We start from the raw sequence: 21,361 nt of genomic DNA, 5'->3' as shown, positions 1-21,361 counted from the left end.
CGGTGGGTTTTTTGTTGTTCGATGAAATCTATTGTGGCCGCGTGATCGGAGTGGTGAGGGAATAGAGGTGAACGTAACCCCAGCCCAGGGGAATGTTACTCTAACGAATATCATACGCTTTATTTTGGCCCATAAGCCGCTTTTTGGAATGTAACGAATCTGAGCCGCCTTATTTACGATAAACAGCCTGAATTTGACTGCTTTTAAGCAAATAACGTTGCTCATGTTCGTTACAATTCCGGAACTTCGATTTTTCGCCAAATAGCGATTGTCAGATTCGTTAGATCGTTCATGGTGAATAGTAATGAAAACATTAATCGAAGCTTGCATGTTTATTCACGCTGTTTGCCGCTTGCCAAACGTCAGCATAGCATGAATAGAGCCTGCAGGTACGCTATCGGCCGCGTGGCTGGGGAGCATGTGCAGTACAATAACAGGACACGAGTTAGAAGCGAGACTGCCAGGAATCATTTCCGGCAGTCTTTTTTTGTTCCGGAAAACCTTTCGGCAACTTGTTACGTGTTAGAGAAGAAAGGGGGGAGATCGATGAAAAAATCCTTGTTAACCACGAACAAGGATTTTGTCGAGATCAAGTCGTCAGACCATGCGGAGAGCAAAATTGCGGAAATATACAACCGCCACGTCGATACCGTATACCGGGTATGCTTCTCAATGACGGGCAACAAGCAGGATGCGGAAGATGTGACGCAAACCGTCTTTATCAAGCTGTTGGAAAGCAGCAAGTCTTTCGTTGATGCCGAACATGAAAAAGCGTGGCTGATCACTGCCGCCCAAAACCGATGCCGCGATTTGCACCGCAAATGGTGGAGAAAAAAAGTCGTCGATTTGGACGTACACGCCATCATGGGAACAGACACGGATATCCTTCAACACCGTGATGTAGAGGAAAATTTGCGAAAGCTGCCTTCGATGAGCCGATTGATCTTGTACCTTCACTACTACGAAGGATATAAGTTGGCCGAAATCGCAAATATGCTTAAGCTGAATCTCAACACGGTAAAGACCAAGATTCGAAATGCCAGGAAGCGATTGAAACTGGAAATAGGAGATGACGTTTATGAATAGAGACCAATTGGTGGACATCTTTGAAAGGATGACGCCGGACGCAGCACAAAAATCGCGGATGCGAGAAAAGATATTGTCTCATATGCAGACAAATGCGCATGTGAAACGGCCGCCGAGGAGGCGGCGAGCATGGATGGCCGTACCTGCGGTTTGCCTGGGGCTGGCGCTGTTATTATTGGCTGTGGTGCCTTTTGGCGGCGAAACGTCTGCTTATGCCATCCATATCATTGAAAAGGACGGGGCCATCTTCCGGTTGTCCGATAATCGGAAAAGTGCAGATGATTACGGCACATTTGTCAGCAACGTCGATGCCAGGCCGGGTCTGGAATTTTATATCGACGGCGATAACATCACCAAAATCGAAATATCGACAAAAAACGAGTACATTTACGCAGTGGACTGGACGAAAACGCAGCACGAAAAATATTGGAACGTCGAATATTATCAGCATTTCGATGAAGAACGCCAAATCTCGGTGGCGGATTTCAGCCTTCTTTACGATAAAAATGTGACGATGACTTTTGACGAGGGGTTTAGCGACTATGACAAGATCTGGTACCGCTGGACGGCTTGGAATATGTATAAGTGGGCGGCGGAGGATCATTTTTCCCGTTTCCTAGGCGCAGGGCAAGTATCCGGTAACTTGAGCGAACGGGAGAAATCGGAGCTTGCAGCCGGCGATGACGGTTCGGGAACCGGACATATCCAATTGGACGACTACCCTGATCATCTGAAAGAAGATACGATTACGATCACCATTACCGACCGGCAGGGCAAGCGCACAACGAAAGTCATTTCCGTCAAAGTCAGCAATAATGAGCAGCGGCAAACCGTAGTCACGGCCAGATTGATCGGGTAAAGCCATTACGGTTCCGGGATCGGAACACAAACGGAAAAACGAACTTACGGGAATGCGGTCCGGCGTGCTCATCCGATTTCTTCGCAACAAGACGAACGGGCGTTCATCCTCTCCTTCCGTATGCTATAATAGCTATATTCCAGATCATTCCATAGAGCGAAGGAGAATGGATTATGGAGATTCGTCAGCTGACAATGGACGATTATGAAGCCAGCAAGAAATTATCTATGTATGCGTTTCAATTTGAAATGAGCGAAGAAGCGATCGAAGCCGAACGCAGCCGGTTCGTGCCGGAGCGGTATTTCGGCATATTTGCGGATAATCGTCTAGCGGCTCAGCTGACGTTGCTTCCGCTCCAAACGTATATTAACGGCAAGCTTTTCGACATGGGGGGAATTGCCAATGTCTCCAGCTGGCCCGAAATGCGCCGTCAAGGACTGGTTGCCCGGTTAATCCGGCACAGCTTGGGCGAAATGAAACGGGCCGGGCAAACCGTTTCGTTTTTGGCTCCGTTTTCTCATTCCTTTTACCGAAAATACGGATGGGAGAACCTGCTCGATCTGAAGAAGTATACGATCGAGACGTCGTTCTTTCCGCCGCGAGCCGAAACGGGCGGCCGCGTCGAACGTCGCAATGAAGATATCGGCCTGCTCAACGGCATCTATGAATCCTACGCCAAACGGTATAACGGCATGCTGAACCGCACCGAACATTGGTGGAAGACGTCGGTGTTTCCCCGGAAAAAAGGGCATGCGGCCGTTTATTTCCGTGCCGACGGCAAGCCGTCGGGCTATGCGCTTTACCAGGTCCGGCAGCGCGAATTGACGGTGCATGAATACATTGTGCTGGACGACGAAGCGAAAAAAGGGCTTTGGACGTTTTTCGCCAATCACGATTCGATGGTGGACCGGGCGTACCTGACCGTTCCGATTGACGATACGCTGCCGTTTGAATGGGCCAATCCGCGCTTCAAGCAGGAAATCGAGCCGTACTTCATGGCCAGAATTGTCGATCTGAAACGGTTTGTCGAGCAGTATCCTTTTAAAGAGACGGACCGTAAAACAGATCTTTACATTCGGGTCACGGATGCCGACGCTTCCTGGAACGAAGCGGTCTGGCACATTGAAGTCGGTCCGAGCGGCGCTGCTCAAGCCCAGGCGCTGTCCGAAGCGGCTGCGGCGGATAAGCCCGTTGCCAGCTGCGATATCCAGACGCTAACCGCCATGCTGATCGGTTACGCGGATGCGGCCACTATGGTCAAAATATCCCGGATCGGGGGAGCGGCCGAAAAGACGGCGGAAGCGCTGATGTCCGTCATTCCGGCTAGAACGACCTATATGACAGATTTCTTTTGAACGGCTGGAGGCCCTAATGGGGTCTCCTTTGCAACTTTCTGTGTATAAACCCTGCGTTTGCGCATCAAGCTAGTGATGAAAAAGTTGTAGCGGTATCACTCGCCCCCTTGCTTTTTTTAGAAAAATAAGTATAATTAAATCAAAGTCAAAGAAAGTCAAAGTCAATGGAATTTGAAGCGAGGTTGGTGATATGCGCAACATTTCCGATCTCATCGAACAGCATTTGAAGCAGTTGCTGCAGGAGAGTCCCAACGGCGCTGTCGAGATTCAGCGGAACGAGTTGGCCGACAAATTTTCATGCGTTCCGTCCCAGATCAATTACGTCATCAGCACCCGTTTCACTTTGGAGAAAGGGTATATGGTGGAAAGCAAGCGGGGCGGAGGCGGCTACATCCGCATTCAGCGTGTCGAGCTGCCGGCGCTAAAGGCTATCCAAGGCTATATTAGCCAAACGATCGGCGAACGAATCGACCAGAATGCTGCCGAGGGGCTTATTTACCAGCTGGAGCAGGCGCAGCTTATAACGAAAAGGGAAGCCAATCTGTTGAAGGCGGCTGTTTCGCGGGAAGCGATATTGTTGAAGTTGCCGCTGCGGGATGAGATCCGCGCACGCATTTTGAAATCGATGCTTGTATCGCTGCTTGTCAAATAGCGGGCGGCGCCTTACGTCGAAAGGAGGGGGACGGCATGATTTGTCAGGAATGCGGCAAAAGGCCGGCTACACTTCATTTTACGAAAATCGTCAATGGCGAGAAAACGGAGTATCATATATGTGAATCTTGCGCTCGCGAGAAGGGCGAAAGCATTCCGGGAGTCGGAAGCGGCTTTTCGATTCACAGTCTGCTGTCCGGGTTGCTCGATTTCGAGCCGGCAAGCAGCGGTAGCGGAATCGGACCTTCGCTTCAGACGCTGCGCTGTGACGAATGCGGACTGACTTATGCGCAATTCAGCAAAATCGGCCGATTCGGCTGCAGCGAATGCTACCGGAAATTTTCGGAGCGGCTCGATCCGCTGCTCAAGCGGGTGCACGGCAATACGGTACACGTAGGGAAAATTCCGAAACGGTCGGGAAGCCGGATTCAGACCAAACGCGAAATCGAGCGGCTGCGGCGCGAGCTGCAAAGCCGGATCGAGCGCGAAGAATTTGAGTATGCAGCCAAGCTGCGCGATAAAATACGCGACTTGGAGCGCAGATTTGCCGAGTCGTAACAAGCAGGAGGGATCGTGATTGGCCCGACATCGTTTTGCGCGCGAAGCGCTGAGTGAGTGGATGAAAGTCGACGGTCCCGATGCCGACATCGTCATCAGCAGCCGGGTCCGCATCGCGAGAAATATCCGTCATTATCCGTTTCCGATGTTGGCGACAAACCAGCATTCCCGCGAAGTGATGGAAAAACTGCTGGCTGTGGCCAAGTCCGGAAAATTGAAAGAGATCGGCGGTTTCGACACGTTCGTGCTGTCCGATCTGAACGAATTGGAACGCAGAATATTGGTCGAGAAGCATCTGATCAGTCCGAATCTGGCGAATGAGTCCCGCAACGGGGCGCTTATCCTTGGGCATAATGAAGCGGTTAGCATTATGATTAACGAAGAGGATCATCTGCGCATCCAATGTCTGTATCCGGGTTTTCAAATCCGGGAAGCCTGGGAGCTTGCAAGCCGCATCGACGATATTTTCGAGGCAGAGGTCGAGTATGCTTTCGATGAGAAACGAGGATATCTGACAAGCTGTCCGACCAATGTCGGCACCGGCATCCGGGCTTCGGTCATGATGCATCTTCCGGCGCTTGTCCTGACCCAGCAAATCAACCGGATATTGTCGGCGATTACCCAGGTAGGGCTGACGGTCCGCGGATTGTATGGGGAAGGCAGCGAAGCGCTCGGCAACCTGTTTCAAATTTCGAACCAGATTACGCTCGGCCAGTCGGAAAATGAAATTCTCGACAATCTGTACAGCGTGGCGCGCCAAATTATCGAGCATGAGAAAGCGGCCCGCGAACGGCTTATGGCCGAATCGAGAATGCAGGTCGAGGACCGGGTTCGGCGCTCGTACGGCATATTGGCCAATGCGGCGATTATGGAATCGAAGGAGGCGGCCCAGCGTCTCTCCGACGTCCGTCTCGGCATCGATCTCGGCTTGATCCGCAATGTGCGGCCGCAAATTTTGAACGAAATGATGGTGATGACCCAGCCGGGTTATTTGCAATATCTGTTTGATGAGAAGATGAGTCCCGATCAGCGGGATATCCGGCGGGCCGAACTTATACGCAAGCAACTGGGAAGTAAAACCGAACACGGAGGTGTTTGAATATGATGTTTGGCAGATTGACGGAAAGGGCGCAGAAGGTGCTTGCCCTGGCACAGGAAGAAGCGGTACGGCTCGGTCATAACAATATCGGTACCGAACATATTTTGCTCGGACTGGTAAGAGAAGGCGAAGGAATCGCGGCCAAGGCGCTTATTGCGCTCGGACTCGGACTGGAAAAAATTCAGGATGAAGTCGAATCGCTGATCGGCCGCGGACAGGAGCAGCCGACCAACATCGCCTATACGCCGCGCGCGAAGAAGGTCATCGAACTGTCGATGGACGAAGCGCGCAAGCTGGGACATACGTATGTCGGCACCGAACATATTCTGCTCGGTCTTATCCGGGAAGGCGAAGGCGTGGCCGCCCGTGTGCTGAACAATCTCGGTATCAGCCTGAACAAGGCGCGGCAGCAGGTGCTGCAGCTGCTCGGCAGCAGCGAAGCGGTGTCCAGCAATCACGGCTCGCCCACGAACGCCAGCACGCCGACGCTTGACGGTCTGGCGCGGGATTTGACGGCTATTGCCCGCGAAGGCAACCTCGATCCGGTTATCGGCCGCAGCAAGGAGATTGAGCGAGTCATTCAGGTGCTGAGCCGCCGGACGAAGAACAATCCGGTGCTGATCGGGGAGCCCGGCGTCGGCAAGACGGCCATTGCCGAAGGGCTCGCTCAAAAAATTATCGCCAACGAAATTCCGGAGACGCTTCGCGACAAGCGCGTCATGACGCTCGATATGGGTTCGGTCGTGGCCGGAACGAAATACCGCGGCGAATTCGAAGATCGTCTGAAAAAAATTATGGACGAAATTCGTCAGGCCGGAAACATTATTCTGTTCATCGACGAACTGCATACGCTGATCGGGGCCGGAGGGGCGGAAGGCGCGATCGATGCGTCGAATATTTTGAAGCCGGCGCTGGCGCGCGGCGAATTGCAGTGCATCGGGGCGACGACGCTCGACGAATACCGCAAATATATCGAGAAGGACGCCGCGCTGGAACGCCGCTTCCAGCCGATCATGGTCGATCAGCCTTCGCCGGAAGAAGCGATCCAGATCTTGAAAGGTCTTCGCGACCGTTACGAGGCGCACCATCGGGTGAAAATTACGGATGAGGCGATCGAGCAGGCGGTCAAATTGTCGGACCGGTATATTACGGACCGCTTCCTGCCCGACAAGGCGATCGATTTGATCGACGAAGCGAGCTCGAAAGTGCGGCTGCACACCTATACGGTGCCGCCGAACTTGAAGCAGCTCGAAAACCGGCTTGAAGATATCCGCAAAGAGAAGGATGCGGCTGTCCAAAGCCAGGAGTTCGAAAAAGCGGCGGCGCTTCGCGACACGGAGCAAAAAATTCGCGAAGAGTTGGAGATTACGAAAAATCAATGGAAAGAAAAACAAGGCCGGACCGATTCCGAAGTGACGCCTGAAGATATTGCGCAGGTTGTCGCCAGCTGGACGGGAATCCCCGTTGTCAAGCTGAAGGAAGAGGAGACCGAGCGGCTGCTCAAGATGGAGAGCATCCTCCACAACCGCGTCATCGGTCAGGACGAAGCGGTCAAGGCGGTATCCCGCGCCATTCGCCGGGCGCGTGCCGGTCTGAAAGATCCGAAGCGCCCGATGGGCTCGTTCATCTTCCTCGGACCGACGGGCGTTGGCAAGACGGAGCTGGCCCGGGCGCTCGCCGAAGCGATGTTCGGCGACGAAAATGCGGTTATCCGGATCGATATGTCCGAATATATGGAGAAGCATTCCACTTCCCGTCTGGTCGGCGCGCCTCCGGGATACGTCGGGTACGAAGAAGGCGGCCAGCTGACCGAGAAGGTGCGGCGTAAACCGTATTCGGTCGTGCTGCTCGACGAGATCGAGAAGGCGCATCCGGAAGTGTTCAATATTTTGCTGCAAGTGCTCGAGGATGGGCGTTTGACCGACTCCAAAGGCCGGCTTGTCGATTTCCGCAACACGCTCATCATTATGACGAGCAACGTCGGGGCCGAACAGATCAAGCGCAGTTCGACGCTCGGCTTTACCGCAGTGCAAAATGCGGAGCGCGATTTCGAGCAGATGAAAGACAAAGTGATGGCGGAGCTCAAGAAAAGCTTCCGGCCGGAGTTCCTGAACCGGATCGACGAGATTATCGTCTTCCACTCGCTCGAGCAGGAGCATATCAAGCAAATCGTGACGCTGATGGCCGACGAGCTGCGCAAACGGCTGCGCGAGCAGGACATCGACTTCGAGCTGACCGACGCGGCGGTCAACTTCCTTGCCAAGGAAGGGTTCGATCCGCAGTATGGCGCCCGTCCGCTGCGCCGCGCGATTCAGAAGCATATCGAAGACCGGCTGTCCGAAGATCTGCTGACCGGCAAAATTTCCAAAGGTAACAAGCTCATCATTGACGAGAAAAACGGAGAGTTGACAGTCGAGCAGGCGAACGCGGAGACAGCGAACAAATAAGGTCTACAGCAGAGCGGCAGCGACAAGCTGCCGCTCTGCTGGCGCGTTGGCCGAATTTTCTATGTTGCGGAAGACTGATCCCCCAATTTGAGCCGGCAGAGACTGCCGGTTTGTTTCGTTTTTATAAAGAAAATAGGGTTTATACCGGCGCAAGGAAATGGTAAACTTTGATTGACACCTGTTTCCGCAAGAAGGAGACTTTCATGGCTAAAATAAAAGTAAAATTCGCATGCACGGAATGCGGAATGGAATCGCCGAAATGGCTTGGCAAATGTCCCGGCTGCGGTTCCTGGAATACGATGGTGGAGGAAAAGGAAACCGTCATAAAAACGTCCGGCGCCGCCGCGCTTTTTCAGGCGAAAGAAAAGCCGCGTTCCATCATAGATATAGATAGCGGAGAAGAGCCGAGAGTCGAGACGGGCATGCGGGAATTAAACCGCGTTCTCGGCGGCGGCATCGTGCCGGGTTCGCTCATTCTCGTCGGCGGCGATCCCGGAATCGGCAAGTCCACGCTATTGTTGCAAACGTCGAACGCGCTTGCTTCCAAGAAGCTGACCGTGCTTTATATTTCCGGCGAGGAATCGGTCCGGCAAACGAAGCTGCGGGCCGACCGGCTTGGCGCCCTGTCGGCATCGCTGTTGGTGTTGTGCGAGACGAACGTCGAGCGGATTCACGAAGCGATCGATTCGGTCAAACCGGACTTTCTCGTCATCGATTCGATTCAGACGGTCTTCGATCCGAACGTGCCGTCGGCGCCGGGAAGCGTCGCCCAGGTGCGGGAGTGCACCGCCCATTTTATGCGGGTGGCCAAAGGCCAGGGCATCGCCACGGTGCTTGTCGGCCATGTGACGAAAGAAGGGGCGATCGCCGGTCCCCGGCTGTTGGAGCATATGGTCGATTGCGTGCTCTACTTTGAGGGCGAGCGGCACCATTCGTACCGTCTTTTGCGGGCGGTCAAAAACCGGTTCGGTTCGACGAACGAAATCGGCATATTCGAAATGGGCGAGACAGGACTTTCGGAAGTCAGCAATCCGTCCGAATTGTTTCTGTCCGAAAGGCCGCTCGGCGTAGCGGGCTCGACGGTCGTTGCCAGCATGGAGGGAACGCGTCCCGTGCTGGTCGAGCTGCAGGCGCTGGTGGCGCCGACCCATTTTCCTTCGCCCCGCCGCATGTCGACGGGCATTGACCATCATCGGATGGCGCTCATTATCGCCGTGCTCGAGAAGCGGAACGGCATGTTCCTGCAGACGCAGGATGCGTACCTGAACGTAGCGGGCGGCGTAAGGCTGGATGAGCCTGCGGTCGATCTGGCAGCGGCGGTCAGTCTGGCGTCGAGCTTCCGCGATGTCCCTACTCGCCCCTATGACGTCATATTCGGCGAGATCGGACTTACGGGTGAGGTGCGCGCCGTCTCGCGCAGCGAGCAGCGGGTAAGGGAGGCTCATAAGCTAGGCTTCAAACGGGTTATTATGCCCGAAAACAGTTTGAAAGGGTGGAATCCTCCGCCGGGCATCGAGATCATCGGTGTCGGAACGGTGGCGGAGGCGCTCAGCGCAGCGCTCGAATAGGGGGCAAATGATGAAAGAGCAGAATCAACAGGAAATTATGAATCAATTGCTGCAGCTTGTCGCGCCGGGCACCGCTTTTCGCGAAGGACTGGAAAACGTACTCCGGGCCAAAACCGGGGCATTGATCGTTGTCGGATATAGTCCTGAAGTGATGGAAGTGGTTGACGGCGGCTTTTCGATCAACTGCGATTTTACGCCCAGTTATCTATATGAGCTTGCCAAGATGGACGGAGCCATCATCTTGAGCGAGGATTTGCGCCGTATTCTGTACGCCAACACGCAGTTGATCCCGAACAGCTCGATTCCGTCGTCGGAGACGGGAATCCGTCACCGGACGGCGGAGCGGGTCGCCAAGCAGACCGGCAAGCTCGTCGTATCGATTTCGCAGCGGCGCAACGTCATTACGCTGTATCAGGGCAACTTGCGATATGCCTTGAAAGAAATTGGCGTCATTCTGACAAAAGCGAATCAGGCGATACAGACGCTTGAGAAATACAAGGCGGTGCTCAATCAGGCATTCACCAACTTGTCGGCTCTCGAATTTGAGGAGCTGGTCACACTTCAGGAAGTCGCGCATGTCATTCAGCGCGTGGAAATGGTGCTTCGCATCAAGATGGAAATCAAACGCTATATCAACGAGCTCGGCACCGAAGGCCGGCTTATCAGCATGCAGATGGATGAGCTTGTTGGCGGTGTGGAAGAGGATGCCTGGTTTTTGTTGAAAGACTACGCCAAAGACAACTCGGACGAACGGCTCAGGGAAATTAAAAACGGGCTCAAAAAGCTCGGTTCGGAAGAACTGCTCGACGCGCCGCATATTATCCGGCTTATCGGATACGCTAACCCCGGGGCGATGGCCGACGAAGCGGTATCGCCGCGCGGTTACCGTCTGCTGAACAAAATCCCTCGCCTGCCGCTCGTCGTGATGCATAATCTGGTGGAGCGTTTCGGTCATTTGTCCAACATCGTGACGGCAAGCAGCGAGGAGCTGGACGAGGTGGACGGCATCGGGGAAGCCCGGGCAAGAGCGATCAAGGAAGGGCTTAAACGGATTCAGGAACAAATGTTTATTGACAGACAGATTTAAGTCCAGTAGAATAGGAAGAATGCGGAGATGTCGAGGTCAGACCGCATAACTGCATGCCGTGGTCCGTCTGCGCGAATGCGCAATTCGGATACCTCGAGTAGAAAATGAGGTGAACGGATGATCACGAAGTCGATACCGAGTCTTTTTACGATAGGGAATCTTTTTCTGGGGATCATCGCGATAATACTTGTATTTAACGAAAAGCCGGATTATGCCGCCATGATGGTTATTATCGCCATGCTGCTCGACGGCGTCGATGGCCGCGTTGCCCGGGCGCTAAACGCCCAAAGCGATTTCGGCAAAGAACTGGACTCCTTGTCGGACGTCATTTCCTTCGGTGTCGCTCCGGCATTTATTATGTACGTGGTGGCGTTTCAGGATGTCAACGAAGCGGCGGCCTGGATTATAACCGCAATCTTCCCGATTTGCGGGGCGCTCAGGCTGGCCCGCTTTAATGTTATAGCCGGCGTCCCCGGTTATTTTGTCGGCTTGCCGATTCCCGCCGCAGGCGGCGTTCTCGCCACGCTGGCTCTATTCGCGAAAGACATTCCGGTAGCGGTGATGATGGGCAGCACGCTGCTGCTGTCCTATTTGATGGTCAGCCGGATCAAATATCCGAATTTCAAGAAAGTCGGCATTCCGCGCGGAGCGATCTGGGTCATTCCGATTGTCGTTGCCGTCGCCGTCGTACTCGGCATTTTGCTGCCGCAGCATCTGTCCAAAATTATTTTGATCCCGCTGCTGCTGTATGCCTTGTACGGGATAAAAAAAAACGTTGATCGCCGGTTGTCCGGCAAAAGCCGAAAACAGAAGCTTGGCAAGCGCATGAACGGCGAAACGCCGAAATCGGAGCATTCCGCCTGAGGTTCAATCAAAATAAAGATCGCGCATCGGCGCCTTTCGTCAAGGCGGGCGATGCGCGATTTTTTACGTTGACGCCGGTGTGCGGGCGTCAAGTCAAATTGAATAGGCCGAGCGTGGAACACTTGTCCCGTTCGGAGGCAACGACTTCTTCGAGCTGAATGTCGAGCAGATTGCACAAGGCGGACATATAAAACAGGTTTCGACCGAGCTCTGCCTTCAACACGTCGCGGCACGTTTCGCATAATTGACCGGACATATGATTCTCCAGCGTTTCCTTCGCTTTCTCCAGATCGATTTCTTCCGGAAACCGCTGCTTGCGCGCATTCAATTCGATGCAGCCGCATTCCGTTACCGCCTTGGCGACGGCCCGATTGACGGACGCGCCGGATTGACTCAATTTGGACATGATGTCAAGCAAGCTGCGATGCCGAAGGACCAATTCCGAGACTTGCTGTTGAAACATTTCTAGCGTCGGGGCGTTCATTCGGTTCCACCTCTTTCTCATTTGCTTTTATATCCAACATTATAATCCTCTGCCGGCCGCATTTCAAAAGCTGTTTGAAAATCGATGCCGCCATCCGCGATTAACCTATCCGGAATTGGAACATACTAGTAACGGAGGTGGATGGCATTGGTTAAAAAAATAATTCAGTTTCTTGGCATCCTGGCCGGCGGTATGGCTGGTGCGGAAGTATACGACAACTTGAATCCCGGACAAATCTGGACCGAGCAGGCGTTTGGCATCCTGCAGCGTTCCTTGGGGTATTACGGCCATGTCGCGGCCGGCGCCGTTCTGGGCCTGCTTCTGGCTGCGGCCATGGCAGGGCGGATTGTGCTGTGGCTGGAACGCAGCGCCGAACGGACGGCCGGTATGCCGGCCGAAGAGCTTGCGGCGGGGACGGCCGGCGCGGCGGCGGGATTGCTGCTGGCGGCTCTTCTGTATCCCGCGATGGCCAAATTCGACGGCGTGTGGACTCTTGCGCCGGCTGCGGCGGCGCTGATGTTCGGCTACGTCGGCATGAGGCTCGGCCTTAGCAAGCGCGCCGAACTTGCGGCAGGCTGGCAAGCGCTTGTCGAGTCGCGAAAACCCGTAGTGCCCCAGGAAGAGGTTGATGGCTTCGAAGAGCATAAAATATTGGACACAAGCGTCATTATCGACGGACGTATTGCGGACATTTGCAAGACCGGATTTATTGAAGGAACCCTTGTTATTCCCGAATTCGTGCTTGAGGAGCTTCAACATATCGCCGATTCGTCCGATTTGCTCAAGCGCAACCGCGGACGGCGCGGCCTTGATATTTTGAACAAAATCCAGAAAGAACTCGACGTCAAGGTGTTAATCTACGAGGGCGACTTCGAGGAGATCGGCGAAGTGGACAGCAAGCTGGTCAAGCTGGCCAAGGCGCTGCGGGGAAAAGTCGTCACGAACGACTTCAACCTGAACAAAGTGTGCGAGCTGCAGGGCGTGTCGGTGCTGAATATCAACGATCTGGCGAATGCCGTCAAGCCGGTCGTGCTGCCAGGGGAAGAAATTGTCGTGCAGGTTATCAAGGATGGCAAGGAGCACGGTCAAGGCGTCGCCTATCTGGATGACGGCACGATGATCGTCGTGGAAGGCGGACGCGATTATATCGGCACGACGATGGAGGTGCTGGTCACCAGCGTGCTGCAGACATCGGCAGGCCGAATGATATTCGCCAAACCGAAGCTGTTGGAAAAAGCGCTGTAACAGGTTATCATTAAACTGTTGCACACTACTGACAGCAAGGCAGGTTGAGCGATGGGAAACGAATGGGGCGCCGTCGTCGTGGCGGCCGGCAGGGGAACCCGGATGGGCACGGCGGAAAGCAAGCAATATTTATTGCTGCGGGACAAGCCGATTCTCGTCCATACGCTGGAGACGTTCCAGTCGATGGCGGAAATTGCCGAAATCGCGCTTGTCGTCGGCAAGGACGACATCGGGCGGTGCTCGGAATGGACGAGCCGATACGGTTTGACGAAGGTTCGCGCGATTGTCGAAGGCGGCCGCGAGCGGCAGCATTCGGTCATGCGGGGCCTGGCAGCCCTCGGAACGGATTGGGCGATGGTGCATGACGGGGTGCGCCCGTTCGTCCGCGCGTCGTCGATCCGCGCTTGCTGCGCGGCGGCGGAGCGTGTCGGGGCGGCGGTGCTGGCCGTGCCGGTCAAGGATACGATCAAGCAGGTTGGCCCGGACGGGCTGATTGCCTCGACGCCGGATCGACGAAGCTTGTGGGCGATACAGACGCCGCAAGCTTTTCGCCGTTCGTTGCTGCAGGAGGCGCTGGAGCGGGCCGCTGCGGAAGGCTTCCTCGGCACCGACGACGCGATGGCGGTGGAGCGGACGGGCGCGCCGGTCGCGGTTGTCGAAGGCGATTATACCAATATAAAAATTACGACGCCCGACGATCTGGCATGGGCGGAGTTTCTGCTGAACAGACGGGATGGAGAGGGGAACGGAGCATGATCAGAGTGGGACAAGGCTTCGACGTGCATCAATTGGCCGAAGGCCGCGATTGCATCATTGGCGGGGTGAAAATTCCGTACGAGAAAGGACTGCTCGGCCATTCGGACGCCGACGTGCTGCTGCACGCGGTTGCCGATGCCGTACTGGGCGCGCTGGGACTTGGCGACATCGGGCGGCATTTTCCCGATACCGATCCGGCGTACAAGGACGCCGACAGCCTGCAGCTGCTCAAGCGGGTGTGGGAGATGGCCAGGGAGCGGGGATATCGGCTCGGCAACGCCGACGCCACCATCATCGCGCAGCGACCGAAGATGGCGCCTTATATCCCGCAGATGGCGGAGACGATCGCGAAGGCGCTGGATGCGGACACGTCGCAGGTGAACGTGAAGGCGACGACGACCGAGCATCTCGGTTTTACGGGCAGAGGGGAAGGAATTGCGGCCCAATCTGTTGTCTGTCTGGTCAAGGATATGCTATGATTACGAAATAAATTTCGGGAGTGCGAGAGAAGGGGTTGTCAGGGATGACGCAGGAAATCCGGGTCCGGTATGCGCCGTCGCCGACGGGACATCTGCATATCGGCAACGCAAGAACGGCCTTGTTCAATTATTTGTTTGCCCGCAAGCAGGGCGGAAAATTGATCGTTCGCATCGAAGATACCGACGTCAAGCGCAATGTCGCCGGCGGCGAAGAGAATCAGCTGAAATATTTGAAATGGCTCGGCATCGATTGGGACGAAAGCGTCGATATCGGCGGCGGATACGGTCCTTATCGCCAGACGGAACGGCTCGATATTTATCGCCGGTATTGGCAGGAGCTGATCGACAAAGGGCTTGCTTATCCGTGCTACTGCACGGAAGAGGAGCTGGAGCGGGAACGCGAGGAGCAGATTGCGCGCGGCGAAACGCCGCGCTATTCCGGCAAGCACCGCAATTTGACGGAGGAGCAGCGCCGCGCTTACGAGGCCGAAGGGCGCCGTCCCAGCATCCGGTTCCGCGTGCCGGAAGGCAAGACCTACAAGTTCCACGATATGGTGAAGGGCGAGATTTCCTTCGAATCCGACGGCATCGGCGATTTCGTCATTGTGAAGAAGGACGGCATCCCCACCTATAATTTCGCCGTCGTCGTCGATGACCATGAAATGCGAATCAGCCATGTGCTGCGCGGGGAAGACCATATCTCCAACACGCCCCGCCAACTGATGATCTACGAGGCGTTCGGCTGGGAGCCCCCTCAGTTCGGCCATATGACGCTGATCGTGAACGAAGCGAGGAAGAAGCTTAGCAAGCGCGACGAATCGATCATCCAGTTCATCGAGCAATATGACGAGCTTGGCTATGTGCCGGAAGCATTGTTCAATTTCATCGCGCTGCTCGGCTGGTCTCCGGCCGGGGAACAGGAAATCTTCAGCCGCCAGGAACTGATCGAACAGTTCGACGCCGCGCGGCTGAGCAAAAGTCCGGCCGTATTCGACACGAGCAAGCTGCGCTGGATGAACAACGAATATTTGAAACGGCTCGAACCGGAGCGGCTTGTCGACATGTGTCTGCCTCATCTGCAGCGGGCAGGGCGGGTTCCTGCCGAGCTTGACGCAGCGGCGCGGGAGTGGGTCCGGAATCTGGTCGAGCTGTACCGGGATAAGCTGGATTTCGCTGCCGAAATTGTGCCTAAGACCGAGCTGTTCTTCCGCGAATCGACAGAAGACGAGCCGGAAGCGGCGGAAGTGCTGGCAGAGGAGCATGTTCCCGCCGTGCTGGAGGCGCTGCTGGAGCGAATGGAAGCGGGAGCCGGGGAGCCGTTCGATGCGGACGGCGTAAAGGCGATCGTGAAAGCCGTTCAGCAAGCGACCGGATTCAAGGGCAAGCAGCTGTTCATGCCGATTCGCGCGGCGTTGACCGGGCAAACGCACGGACCCGATCTGAACCAGACGATCGCGCTGCTTGGACGGGAGCGCGTCGTCGCCAGGCTGCGGGCGAGGCTGGGGCGCTGACCGATCGGCGCGGCCCGGGCGGCCGGCCGCAAGCGAGGCAATTTGCGGCACGACCGGAAGATATCGCTTGCAGAGCGGGTATTGTCACATAAACGTCGATGACGTATACTGAAGTATGAATTGTATATGGATACGTTTGAAAGGCATTGAACAGGAGAAGTACGCCGAAGACGGGTTCGCAGAGAGGACGATCAAGGGCCGTTCGGGCTATTAAGCTCCGAAGGTCCGGGGCTGGAAGTCGTCTGTTCCCGGTCGGCGGAAGATGCGCCTGGGAGCCTTGCTCCGAGCCGCGCCAATGCGCTTCGGGATCCGGCCGAACGGCCGATCGTTCCGGCGTTGAGCGCGGGGTAGGCGGCAACGCGTGCCCGCGTTATCGGGCGACAGAGATGGGGAATTTCTCCCCAAGCAGAGTGGAACCGCGAATTGAACGCCTCTGCAGCTTCGGGCTGCGGAGGCGTTCGCTTTTGGCATGCGGCTCCGATTTTACCGCGAAAGAAAGCTTCGCCGGGCAAATGGCGAAGTCGTAGAAGAAGGGGATCGGTTATGTTCGACAATATACGTTCGGACATCCAGGCCGTTTTCGACAACGACCCGGCTGCCCGCAGCAAATTTGAAGTCATATTTACGTATTCGGGTCTTCATGCCATATGGATGCATCGGATTGCGCATGCTTTATACAAACGGGGCTGGTTCACGATTGCCCGGATCATCTCCCAGTTCAGCCGGTTCATGACGGGCATCGAAATTCATCCCGGCGCCAAAATCGGCCGCCGGCTGTTTATCGACCACGGCATGGGCGTCGTGATCGGCGAGACATGCGAAATCGGCGACGATGTCGTCATTTACCAGGGCGTTACGCTGGGCGGAACGGGCAAAGAGAAAGGCAAACGGCACCCGACGATCGGCAACAACGTCGTCATCGCTTCGGGAGCCAAAGTGCTCGGATCGTTCCGGGTCGGCGACAACAGCAATATCGGCGCCAACTCGGTCGTGCTGCGGGAGGTGCCGCCGAACAGCACGGTCGTCGGCATCCCCGGACGCATCGTCAAGCGCAACGGCGAGCGGGTTGGCGACCGGCTCGACCATACGCGTCTGCCCGACCCCGTTATCGATCTGTGCCGCAATATGCAGAACGAGATCGACAGCCTGAAAGCCGAGTTGCAGCGGCTTCGGGAGGAGAGAGCGAAGGAGAAGGTCTAACATGAGTTTGAAAGTTTACAATACGCTAACCCGCGAGAAGGAAACGTTCGAACCGCTCGTACCGGGCAAGGTCAAGATGTATGTTTGCGGCCCGACCGTATACGATTATATTCATATCGGCAACGCGCGGCCGGCTATTCTGTTCGACGTTGTCCGCCGTTATCTGGAAGCGTCGGGCTACGAGGTCACTTATATCGTCAACTTTACCGATGTGGACGACAAGCTGATTCGCAAAGCCGAACAGCTCGGGTCGACGGTGCCGGAGGTGGCGGACCGGTTCATCGCGGCATTCGAAGAGGATATTGCCGCGCTCGGTGTCCGCCGGGCAACCCGAAACCCGCGGGTGACGAGACATATCGACGATATCGTGGCTTTTATTAAAGGGCTCGAGGACAAAGGCTTCGCATACGCGAGCGGCGGCGACGTCTATTTCCGCACCGGCAAGTTCGGGGAGTACGGCAAGCTGTCGCACCAGAATCTGGAGGAGCTGCAGTTCGGCATCCGCATCGAAGTCGACGAGCGCAAGGAAAATCCGGAAGATTTCGTGCTGTGGAAAGGGGCCAAACCTGGGGAAATATCGTGGGATAGCCCTTGGGGGCCGGGCCGCCCGGGTTGGCATATCGAATGCTCGGCCATGGCGCGCCATTATCTCGGCGACACGCTGGACATTCACGGCGGCGGCCATGACCTGCAGTTTCCGCATCACGAATGCGAGGTGGCGCAATCGGAGGCGCTGACCGGCAAGCCGCTGGCGCGCTACTGGATGCATAACGGGTACATCCACATTAACAATGAAAAAATGTCGAAATCGCTCGGTAACGGCATAACGGTCCGCGAACTGCTGAAGCGGACGAAGCCGGAAGCGGTGCGGTACTTCATGCTTGCCACCCATTACAGAAGCCCGCTCAATTTCAGCGACAGCACGATTCGTCAGGCGGAGAACAGCGTTTTGCGGATCGCCAACTGCAACAGCAATTTGCACCACCGGATGGCGGCGATCGGAGCGGAGCCGGTTACGGAGGTTCGCAAGCTGAACGAGCCGCCGCTTCCTTCCGGAGATGAAGCGCTGGACGAACGGCTGCGGGAAATTCTGGACCGGTTCCGGGCCAAGATGGACGACGATTTCAATACGCCGGATGCGATAACGGCCGTGTTCGATCTCGTGGCGGAGGCGAACCAGTACATGCAGCGCGACGTTGCCACGGCGTCCGGCCTTCGGGCGCTCGCCGATCTGCTGCTGCGCATGGACGACGTGCTCGGCCTGTTGCCTTCGCCGGAGGAGGCGAACGGGCTGCTTGACGAGGAAGTCGAGCGCTTGATCGCGGAGCGGGCCGAAGCGCGGAAAGCCAAAAATTGGGCGCGCGCAGACGAAATTCGCGATTTGCTCGCCGCGCAGGGCATCGTGCTGGAAGATACCCCGCAAGGGCTTCGATGGCGGCGCAAATGAGCGGGCCTTCGGAAGGCGGCCCGGGCTTTGCCAAGGCTGGCGGCGCGGAAGGCGCGGAACTTCGTGCCGCGACCGCGGCCGGGGAATCCCGGGCGGCGGACGAGCCGGACTGGCTGTATTTCGAGCCGGATAAGCCGGCGCATTTGTTGAATCCTGCCGTCCTCGCCTATATCGGGGATGCCGTGTTCGAGCTTATGATCCGGCAGCGGCTTGTCGCCATGACGAACCATAAGCCGCATCACCTGCACCGGGAAGCGACCGGATGGGTATCGGCCAAGGCGCAGCGCCGCATTCTGGAGCGGTGGGAGCCGCTCTTGACGGAAGAAGAGGCGGATATCGTCCGGCGCGGTCGCAATGCGAAGTCCGGCGCGCCGCCGAAAAATGCGGATGTGGCCGATTACCGCCAGGCGACGGCGCTCGAGTGTCTGGTCGGCTATTTATATTATGAACGGCGGGGAGAACGGCTGCGCGAGCTGTTCGATTATGTCATCCGCTTGGGAGGACCTGGTCACGATGGAACGAAATAAGCAACAAGACCCGAATGAGTGGATTGCCGGCAAGCACCCCGTGCTCGAAGCGCTGCGCGCCGGCAGAGAAATCAACAAAATCTGGGTGGCCGAAGGCTCGCAGAAAGGATTGTCGCACATTGTCGGCGAAGCGCGAAAGGCCGGCATCGTCGTTCAAGCCGTCGACCGGCGCAAGCTTGACCAGATGGTGCCGGGAGCGGCGCATCAAGGCGTAATCGCGCAAGCGGCGCCATACCGGTACGCCGAGGTCGAAGAACTGCTCGATCTGGCGCGCGCCCGGGGAGAGTCGCCCTTCTTGCTCATACTGGATGAAATCGAGGACCCGCATAACCTCGGATCGATTCTGCGGACGGCGGAATGCACGGGGGTGCACGGGGTTATCATTCCGAAGCGGCGGTCGGTCGGTCTGACGGCCACCGTCTCCAAAACGTCCGCGGGCGCGGCCGAATATGTTCCGGTCGCCCGGGTGACCAATTTGGCTCAGACGATGGAGCGCCTGAAAGAAGCCGGCATCTGGATTGCGGGTACGGATGTCGCCGCCGGGCAGGATGTGTACCGGGCCGATTTCAATGTGCCGCTCGCCGTCGTCATCGGCAACGAAAATAAAGGCATCGGCCGGCTGGTCAAACAGAAATGCGACTTTCTCGTACGGCTGCCGATGTTCGGACGGCTCAATTCCCTGAACGCATCGGTGGCGGCCGGTGTGCTGATGTACGAGGTTGTCCGCCAGCGGCGGGGCGGCTGAACGTGCAAAAGCGTGAGGATGTGCTTCTGGTCGACGGCTACAATATGATCGGCGCCTGGCCGGAGCTGGAGAAGCTGAAGGATACGGACATGGAAGGCGCCCGCGACCGGCTGCTCGATTTGCTGGCGGACTATCAGGGGTTCACGGGCATGCGCATTTACGTCGTCTTCGACGCCCATCAGGTTCCGGGGCTCGGGGCGAAATATCGGCAGCACAAGCTGACGGTGCTCTTTACCAAAGAAAAGGAGACGGCGGACGAGTGCATTGAGCGGCTGGTCATCGACCTGCAGCGCAGAGGGCGCAATATTTATGTGGCCACTTCCGATCTGGTGGAACAACATGTCGCTTTCGGCAAGGGAGCCTTGCGCGTATCGGCGCGCGAACTGCGGCTCGATATCGAGCATTGCCGCAACCGGATCGAGCAGACGCTGCGGGAGGAACGTCCCGAGATGCGCATGACGCTGGACGGGAAGCTGAGCCTGGATGTCCGCATGCAGTTGGAGCGTATGAGGCGCGGAACCGTATCGGACAGCGAAGGGGGTAGTGGCAAAAAGGGCCGCGGTTGACGGTGTCAGACGCGATCATGTATACTGTGTCTATATTTGCTAGTGCGGAGTCTGGCATAATACTGCACGCCATGCAGGCCGGAGGGATAGTTCGTGAGCATCGACCTCAAAGAATGGAGTACGAAGGATTACGACTGCAGAACGGACGAGGATGTCGTGGATGCGGTCCGCGATGGCGACAGCGAGGCGCTGGAGTATCTGATCAACAAATATAAAAATTTTGTCCGGGCCAAGGCTCGCTCCTATTTTCTGATCGGCGCCGACCGGGAAGATATCGTTCAGGAAGGCATGATTGGCTTGTACAAGTCGATCCGCGATTTCAAGGGTGACAAGCTGTCCTCCTTCAAAGCTTTTGCCGAACTGTGCATTACCCGCCAGATTATCACCGCGATCAAAACGGCCACCCGCCAGAAACACATTCCACTCAATTCCTACGTTTCGCTGGACAAGCCGATCTACGATGAAGATTCCGACCGCACCCTGCTGGACGTCATCTGCGGCACCCGGGTTTCAGATCCCGAAGAGCTGATTATCAATCAGGAAGAATTTGTCGGGCTGGAGGATAAAATGTCCGAGATTTTGAGCGACCTGGAACGGAAGGTGCTGATGCTGTACCTGGACGGCCGCTCTTATCAGGAGATCGCGGTTGATCTCGACCGGCACGTCAAGTCGATCGACAACGCATTGCAGCGGGTAAAGCGAAAGCTGGAACGGTATTTGGAAGTTCGCAACGTAGGGGGCTAAAGCCGGCGAAGCGTTCGGACGACATAGCCTTCGGCGAGAGAGCGCACGGGGACACCGTGCGTTTTTGCATGTTTGCCGATGGA

The 21,361-nt window shown here is 56.3% G+C and carries 21 protein-coding genes; 20 read left to right on the top strand and 1 reads right to left on the bottom strand.

What is annotated here, in order from left to right; translation table 11 throughout:
• Positions 1–546 precede the first annotated feature (546 nt).
• From ABEV74_RS07280 to pssA, 10 genes are all read left to right on the top strand, one after another.
• Entirely contained in the window at positions 547–1,086 is a 540-nt protein-coding gene (locus tag ABEV74_RS07280; protein WP_430144722.1) for an RNA polymerase sigma factor, read from the top strand.
• A complete protein-coding gene (locus ABEV74_RS07275; protein ID WP_430144719.1) occupies positions 1,079–1,945 on the top strand; it encodes a hypothetical protein in 867 nt (288 codons plus the stop codon). The genes ABEV74_RS07280 and ABEV74_RS07275 overlap by 8 nt, the downstream gene beginning before the upstream one ends.
• A 173-nt stretch (positions 1,946–2,118) precedes the next feature.
• Positions 2,119–3,300: a GNAT family N-acetyltransferase gene (locus ABEV74_RS07270; protein ID WP_430144717.1), complete on the top strand. Its 1,182-nt coding sequence runs from the start codon at positions 2,119–2,121 to the stop codon at positions 3,298–3,300.
• Between the two features lie 190 nt (positions 3,301–3,490).
• Positions 3,491–3,952 carry a CtsR family transcriptional regulator gene (locus ABEV74_RS07265; protein WP_062490437.1) on the top strand — a complete coding sequence of 154 codons (462 nt, stop codon included), beginning with the start codon at positions 3,491–3,493 and terminating at the stop codon, positions 3,950–3,952.
• 35 nt (positions 3,953–3,987) lie between these two features.
• Positions 3,988–4,509 (top strand): protein-arginine kinase activator protein McsA, encoded by a 522-nt coding sequence (gene mcsA, locus ABEV74_RS07260; RefSeq protein ID WP_062490439.1) that lies wholly within the window; start codon positions 3,988–3,990, stop codon positions 4,507–4,509.
• Positions 4,510–4,528: 19 nt separating this feature from the next.
• The gene (gene mcsB, locus ABEV74_RS07255) at positions 4,529–5,608 is read left to right on the top strand and encodes a protein-arginine kinase McsB (RefSeq protein ID WP_082655036.1); all 1,080 of its coding nucleotides are present in this window, start codon (positions 4,529–4,531) and stop codon (positions 5,606–5,608) included.
• A 2-nt stretch (positions 5,609–5,610) separates the two neighbouring features.
• A complete protein-coding gene (gene clpC / locus ABEV74_RS07250; protein WP_430144713.1) occupies positions 5,611–8,055 on the top strand; it encodes an ATP-dependent protease ATP-binding subunit ClpC in 2,445 nt (814 codons plus the stop codon).
• 203 nt (positions 8,056–8,258) lie between these two features.
• Positions 8,259–9,623, top strand: coding sequence for a DNA repair protein RadA (gene radA, locus ABEV74_RS07245; protein ID WP_062490443.1), 1,365 nt, complete (start codon positions 8,259–8,261; stop codon positions 9,621–9,623).
• 10 nt (positions 9,624–9,633) lie between these two features.
• Positions 9,634–10,710, top strand: a complete 1,077-nt coding sequence (disA, locus tag ABEV74_RS07240; protein ID WP_062496483.1) for a DNA integrity scanning diadenylate cyclase DisA — start codon at positions 9,634–9,636, stop codon at positions 10,708–10,710.
• A gap of 117 nt (positions 10,711–10,827) precedes the next feature.
• Positions 10,828–11,574 carry a CDP-diacylglycerol--serine O-phosphatidyltransferase gene (pssA, locus tag ABEV74_RS07235; protein ID WP_062490445.1) on the top strand — a complete coding sequence of 249 codons (747 nt, stop codon included), beginning with the start codon at positions 10,828–10,830 and terminating at the stop codon, positions 11,572–11,574.
• An 88-nt stretch (positions 11,575–11,662) separates the two neighbouring features.
• On the opposite strand, the gene ABEV74_RS07230 is transcribed toward pssA, so the two are convergent.
• Entirely contained in the window at positions 11,663–12,058 is a 396-nt protein-coding gene (locus ABEV74_RS07230; RefSeq protein WP_062490447.1) for a nucleoside triphosphate pyrophosphohydrolase family protein, read from the bottom strand.
• Positions 12,059–12,205: 147 nt separating this feature from the next.
• On the opposite strand from ABEV74_RS07230, the gene ABEV74_RS07225 reads away from it, so the two are divergent.
• From ABEV74_RS07225 to sigH, 10 genes are all read left to right on the top strand, one after another.
• Positions 12,206–13,303, top strand: coding sequence for a PIN/TRAM domain-containing protein (locus ABEV74_RS07225; RefSeq protein WP_430144710.1), 1,098 nt, complete (start codon positions 12,206–12,208; stop codon positions 13,301–13,303).
• Between the two features lie 51 nt (positions 13,304–13,354).
• Positions 13,355–14,059 (top strand): 2-C-methyl-D-erythritol 4-phosphate cytidylyltransferase, encoded by a 705-nt coding sequence (gene ispD / locus ABEV74_RS07220; protein ID WP_062490451.1) that lies wholly within the window; start codon positions 13,355–13,357, stop codon positions 14,057–14,059.
• Positions 14,056–14,538, top strand: a complete 483-nt coding sequence (gene ispF, locus ABEV74_RS07215) for a 2-C-methyl-D-erythritol 2,4-cyclodiphosphate synthase (protein WP_430144707.1) — start codon at positions 14,056–14,058, stop codon at positions 14,536–14,538. The genes ispD and ispF overlap by 4 nt, the downstream gene beginning before the upstream one ends.
• Positions 14,539–14,582: 44 nt before the next feature.
• Positions 14,583–16,049, top strand: coding sequence for a glutamate--tRNA ligase (gene gltX, locus ABEV74_RS07210; protein WP_430144704.1), 1,467 nt, complete (start codon positions 14,583–14,585; stop codon positions 16,047–16,049).
• Between the two features lie 543 nt (positions 16,050–16,592).
• Positions 16,593–17,249: a serine O-acetyltransferase gene (gene cysE / locus ABEV74_RS07205; protein WP_430144701.1), complete on the top strand. Its 657-nt coding sequence runs from the start codon at positions 16,593–16,595 to the stop codon at positions 17,247–17,249.
• Position 17,250: 1 nt separating this feature from the next.
• Positions 17,251–18,696 carry a cysteine--tRNA ligase gene (gene cysS / locus ABEV74_RS07200; RefSeq protein ID WP_430144698.1) on the top strand — a complete coding sequence of 482 codons (1,446 nt, stop codon included), beginning with the start codon at positions 17,251–17,253 and terminating at the stop codon, positions 18,694–18,696.
• Positions 18,693–19,223: a Mini-ribonuclease 3 gene (locus tag ABEV74_RS07195; RefSeq protein ID WP_430144695.1), complete on the top strand. Its 531-nt coding sequence runs from the start codon at positions 18,693–18,695 to the stop codon at positions 19,221–19,223. The genes cysS and ABEV74_RS07195 overlap by 4 nt, the downstream gene beginning before the upstream one ends.
• Positions 19,210–19,968 carry a 23S rRNA (guanosine(2251)-2'-O)-methyltransferase RlmB gene (gene rlmB / locus ABEV74_RS07190; protein ID WP_430144693.1) on the top strand — a complete coding sequence of 253 codons (759 nt, stop codon included), beginning with the start codon at positions 19,210–19,212 and terminating at the stop codon, positions 19,966–19,968. Before ABEV74_RS07195 ends, rlmB begins: the two co-directional genes overlap by 14 nt.
• A gap of 2 nt (positions 19,969–19,970) precedes the next feature.
• The gene (locus ABEV74_RS07185; RefSeq protein ID WP_430144691.1) at positions 19,971–20,534 is read left to right on the top strand and encodes an NYN domain-containing protein; all 564 of its coding nucleotides are present in this window, start codon (positions 19,971–19,973) and stop codon (positions 20,532–20,534) included.
• Positions 20,535–20,627: 93 nt separating this feature from the next.
• A complete protein-coding gene (gene sigH / locus ABEV74_RS07180) occupies positions 20,628–21,278 on the top strand; it encodes an RNA polymerase sporulation sigma factor SigH (protein ID WP_062490463.1) in 651 nt (216 codons plus the stop codon).
• Positions 21,279–21,361: the final 83 nt, after the last annotated feature.

The organism is Paenibacillus cisolokensis (assembly GCF_050481165.1).
Taxonomy (GTDB): Bacteria; Bacillota; Bacilli; order Paenibacillales; family Paenibacillaceae; genus Paenibacillus_AH; species Paenibacillus_AH cisolokensis.
This window is presented reverse-complemented; position numbering and strand designations above follow the sequence as displayed.